Source organism: Flavobacterium sp. (assembly GCF_046155325.1).
Classification (GTDB): Bacteria; Bacteroidota; Bacteroidia; order Flavobacteriales; family Flavobacteriaceae; genus Flavobacterium.
The window spans coordinates 1-4371 of the sequence record NZ_JBJXDQ010000082.1; the positions used below are offsets into that span (position 1 = coordinate 1).

Here is a 4371-nt window from a genome sequence, read left to right on the forward strand (position 1 = left end):
ATGACATTCTTATTTTAGCAGAAGGTCGTTTGGTTAACCTAGGTTGTGCTACAGGTCACCCAAGTTTTGTAATGAGTAACTCTTTTACAAACCAAACTTTAGCTCAAATTGAATTGTGGAAAAACAGTGCGGCTTACAACAATGACGTATATATGTTACCAAAACATTTGGATGAAAAAGTAGCTATGTTGCACTTGGCTAAATTAGGCGTTGAATTAGAAACTTTACGTGTGGATCAAGCTGATTATATTGGCGTGAAGGTTGAAGGACCTTTTAAACCGGAGTATTATAGATATTAGTATTAAGAAATTAGTATTAAGACAAAAGCCCCATTTTCAGCAGAAAATGGGGCTTAGTTTTTTAAAGATTAATTAGTACTTTTTCATAATCTCCATTATTTTTCTTGCTGGTTCTCTTATTTCTACTGCTTTACTGTTGAGATAACCTTCACTGTCTTTTTCAGTTAATGCTTTTATTGCTACAAAATAAGGCGCCAAAATAGTATCAAAACCATTTTCTTCAAGAATAGACAAAAACCAATTTCCATAGCCCAACTTAATAACTACGGCACCAAAACGCCACCAATCATCCTGAGTATTAAATGGAAGCGTTTTTTCTAATTTATTTAATGCTTTTTCAAGGTATTCTTTTGCGATTCCTTCATTGCGTTTATATAGTTCGAAAAGAGATTTATTTAACCAATAACTATCCTCGACAGTTTCATCAATTTTCAATTTATTAAAATAGTTTTCAGCTTCAAGAAGTTTATTCATTTTGTCTCTATACAAGAAAACCAAATTATATTGTGCAACCTGTGAATTAGGATTCAATTCAATTGCTTTTAAATAAGACTTTTCAGATTTCTCTTCATTCTGCAAATTATCTTGATATAAATTTCCTAAACAATTCCAGGTGTCTGAATCGTTTGGTCTTATTTCAATTGCTTTTAAGTAAGCCCTTTCTGCTTCATCATATTTATGCAAATTTTGCAGATACAATCTTCCCAAATTACTCCAAGCATCAGAATCATTAACATTTATTTCAATGACCTTTCGATACATTTTTTCAGCATCTTTAAGTCTTTCAAAATTATATTGATATAACAATCCTAAGTTATAAATAGGACACGGGTCGTTTTTATCAAATTCTATTGCTTTTAAATAAGCCTCCTCAGCTTTATCATATAATAAGAAATCATTCGTATATAGACAACCCAAATTGTTCCATACACCACTGTTTTCATAATTTAACTCAATTGATTTCAAATAAGCTTTCTCAGATTCTATATTTTTCTTAAAATCCTGGTATAAATCTCCCAAGTTAAACCAAACAAAAGCATTATTTTCATCTTTTGCAACCTCATTTAAATATTTCTTTTCAAGCCTTATAAATTCTTCATTCTTTTTATCTGCCGAAATCAATTCTTCAGATAAACCATATTTTTCATAAATTTCAAGATTGTCTTTTGCTTGCTCACGCAATTCATTATGGCATTTATCAGTAAGCTTTTGTTTTAAATCTTTATCCCTAACAACTTCTGCCAAAGCTAAACTGGTTGTAATTTGATTTATACTTTTATTCTTTACTGACAGGCTATTTTTGGCGACTGTATGCAAATCGTCTCCATAAAAAGTCTCTAAAAATTTTGACAAACAATAGAGTTCTTTCTTTTGTCTGCGGCTGCTTCTGCGCATTAAGAACCAAATATTAAAGAATCTTTCACTAATTTGATAAGCACTTCCTTTCGCTTTATACGCATCTAGTTTTTCTATCCAACCTAATTCTACCAATCTTTTTAATTGAGGCGAAAGTTGGTTGTTTTCTAATCTGGTTTCTGTTCTTAATTGTTCCAGATTCATTGGATCCCAATGCAAAGCTATTGCATCAACAATAATTTGCATTTGTGTAGAAAGTTCTTCAAATCGAGCTTTGTACAAGGGAGTAATTTCATCTAATAAAGCTTCTAAATCGTCATTAATTTCTTTTGAAAAACCTTTTACAATAATTTTAAAAAGCATTACAGCGGTTCTAGGATTTCCTCCTGTAAGTTGATGTATGGTTTTAAGCCGTCCTATTTCCTCGTAAATACTTACTAAAACATCTTGTGCATTAGTCACTTTGGCCAGATTATTTAAAACATCCAGCAGTTCTTCAAAACTCAATTTATTTAAGTAACTAATTTGAAAGGCATCGTAAAAAGGTGCACCATAATTAAAGGTATCTTCAATCTCCACAGCACTTGCACCAATAAGAATTGGCGCCTCATTTTGCATAAGCCACGCACGCAAAGTATGTTGCTCACTTTTGTCTAATCTATCAAAAATGAAACTCATATTATCAATCAATAATACAGATCTTTTATTAATTTTTTTTGACATTTCTTTTAAAAACTGAAAAGCTTGTTTGGCTAAATCGTCTTCATTTTTGATTTTTTCCAGTTCTTTAACTTTTGAGTCAATTAACTTTACTTCCTCTTTCATTTTTACCAACTCCAAAACATCTGCCAAAGCATCTAAACTATTCAGCCAAAATTCCGATAAATTGTTCAGGTTGTATTGCTCTTCTGGAAAAAGTAACGGAATAAACTTGGAATTATCCTTTCTCAATTCCACTTCTATTCTTTTCAGCAAAGTACTTTTACCCATACCTCTTTGACCTATAAACAAATAGTGTTGTGGAATACTATTTGGTTTTTCTTTATTGATTTTATCCATCAATAACTGAAAGTATTTTTGTCGTACCACAAATAAACTTTCAACCGTTTCATCATCCAATCTCTGCGGATTGTATAAGCCTAATTGACTTAATGATATGTGTTTTGCTTTATCCATTATTTTACAAATCTTTTAAACCAAAAATCTCTTAGTAGAGGGGAACGAAAACTGTATTTTAATTCTTCTTCAATTAAATAGCCGTCGTTTTGAAGCATATTAAGTAGATTACTTAATATAGAATCTGTTCTATCTTCATCATTAATTTTAGCATTCAAAAAAGAGAAAAGAACACTACGACTTTCCCCTTCTTTGTTGTTTGAAAGTCTTTTTAGTAATTCCCGAGCAAAAATTTCTAATTCATTGTATTCTTTTAATCGTTCTTCCCAAGTATTTAGATGTTTCTCGCTTATTAGTAAATTATAAGCTTCATCAACAGTTTCAATTGCAATTTCTCTGTCTTCAACTTTTACTAAATGATAGAATTTAAAAAATAAAATTTGTATAAAATAAGGAAGCAACCATCCTAACTTATCTAATTTATATTCAATTACTTCATCTGAAAGTTCAATTTTATCTGATTTTGCTAGTTCTAAAAGCAACTCTTTTGCTTTTTCTCTTTTAAATGCTCCTATAGAGTAAGGATTAACATCATTGAAAGTATAACTCAAGCCATATTGACTCGTGAAATTATCAATACCTATCGAGCTACAAAATATCCAACGGATTTTGGAGCCTGAGACTTGCCTAAAACTTCCTAACCAATTCAGAAAAAATTCAGCATTTTTTTTGCCGTTAATTGTATCACTTTCCATAAAACTATTTAACAATACGGTTAATTCATCAATCATTATTAATGTATCCTCTCCGTGATTTAATAATTCTTTTAAATTATCATATAAATCTTCTTTCTCTTTTTGGTATTCAAAAGTTCCCTTTACGCCTGCTATTTCTCCCGAAAGTTTAATTCCAGATAATATAGATGAAATCAAATCAGAAGATTTACTTTTCGTCTTTTCTCACCAATCTTGCTTTTCTAATTCTTTAATAAAAATTTTCAAAAATCCTTCTTCAGATTTAATTTCTTCCAAGTTTATTTCTAATGTATTCCAACCCATATTTTTAGCTTCTTCCAATATTTTTTTTGCCAAAGAAGATTTACCTACTCTCCGTGGGGCAGAAAGTATTAACGAATTTCCTTTTTGAATATGTTTCAATGCAAATTCAAATTCCTTTTCTCTCCCAAAAAAATCTTTTCCCTCTACAGGAGAGCCTGTTGTGTTCTTAATCATAATTAATGAATTTAAAATACAAATATATATACAAATTTGTATATATGCAAATTTGTATATTAAAATATATTAATTTCATATTCTCACAAAAAATCTAAGGAGTTTTTTGTTTCTACACCAAATTAATCCGCTCCATTTTTTTTCGTAAATTAGCCATTGCTTAAAAAAGCAAAAAATATACTATTCAAATCTCAACATAATAAATATGAAAGCAAAAAGCATTTTAGAAACCATTGGAAAAACACCCGTGGTTCGAATCAACAAGTTGTTTGGAAACAGTAAAGAAGTTTGGATTAAATTAGAAAGATCGAATCCAGGAAACAGCATCAAAGACAGGATTGCGTTAGCAATGATAGAAGATGCCGAAA

The 4371-nt window shown here is 30.1% G+C and carries 5 protein-coding genes; 2 read left to right on the forward strand and 3 right to left on the reverse strand.

Translation table 11 applies throughout. From position 1 onward, the window contains the following. Positions 1 to 299, forward strand: a 299-nt coding sequence (locus ACKVOD_RS05550; RefSeq protein ID WP_409208479.1) for an adenosylhomocysteinase, incomplete at its 5' end; no start/stop codon positions are given. A gap of 72 nt (positions 300 to 371) precedes the next feature. Here the strand turns inward: ACKVOD_RS05550 and ACKVOD_RS05555 are convergent. Genes ACKVOD_RS05555 through ACKVOD_RS05565 form a run of 3 tightly spaced genes read right to left on the reverse strand, consistent with a single transcriptional unit; the run spans position 372 to position 4003 of the window. Next, on the reverse strand, positions 372 to 2831 hold the full coding sequence (locus ACKVOD_RS05555) for a tetratricopeptide repeat protein (protein WP_409208480.1): 2460 nt from the start codon (positions 2829 to 2831) through the stop codon (positions 372 to 374). Further along, on the reverse strand, positions 2831 to 3703 hold the full coding sequence (locus tag ACKVOD_RS05560) for a hypothetical protein (protein WP_409208481.1): 873 nt from the start codon (positions 3701 to 3703) through the stop codon (positions 2831 to 2833). Before ACKVOD_RS05560 ends, ACKVOD_RS05555 begins: the two co-directional genes overlap by 1 nt. A gap of 27 nt (positions 3704 to 3730) precedes the next feature. Further along, positions 3731 to 4003 (reverse strand): AAA-like domain-containing protein, encoded by a 273-nt coding sequence (locus ACKVOD_RS05565; RefSeq protein ID WP_409208482.1) that lies wholly within the window; start codon positions 4001 to 4003, stop codon positions 3731 to 3733. 205 nt (positions 4004 to 4208) lie between these two features. Between ACKVOD_RS05565 and ACKVOD_RS05570 the strand changes: the two genes are divergently transcribed. Continuing rightward, a partial coding sequence (locus tag ACKVOD_RS05570) for a pyridoxal-phosphate dependent enzyme (protein ID WP_409208483.1) occupies positions 4209 to 4371 on the forward strand: 163 nt, incomplete at its 3' end.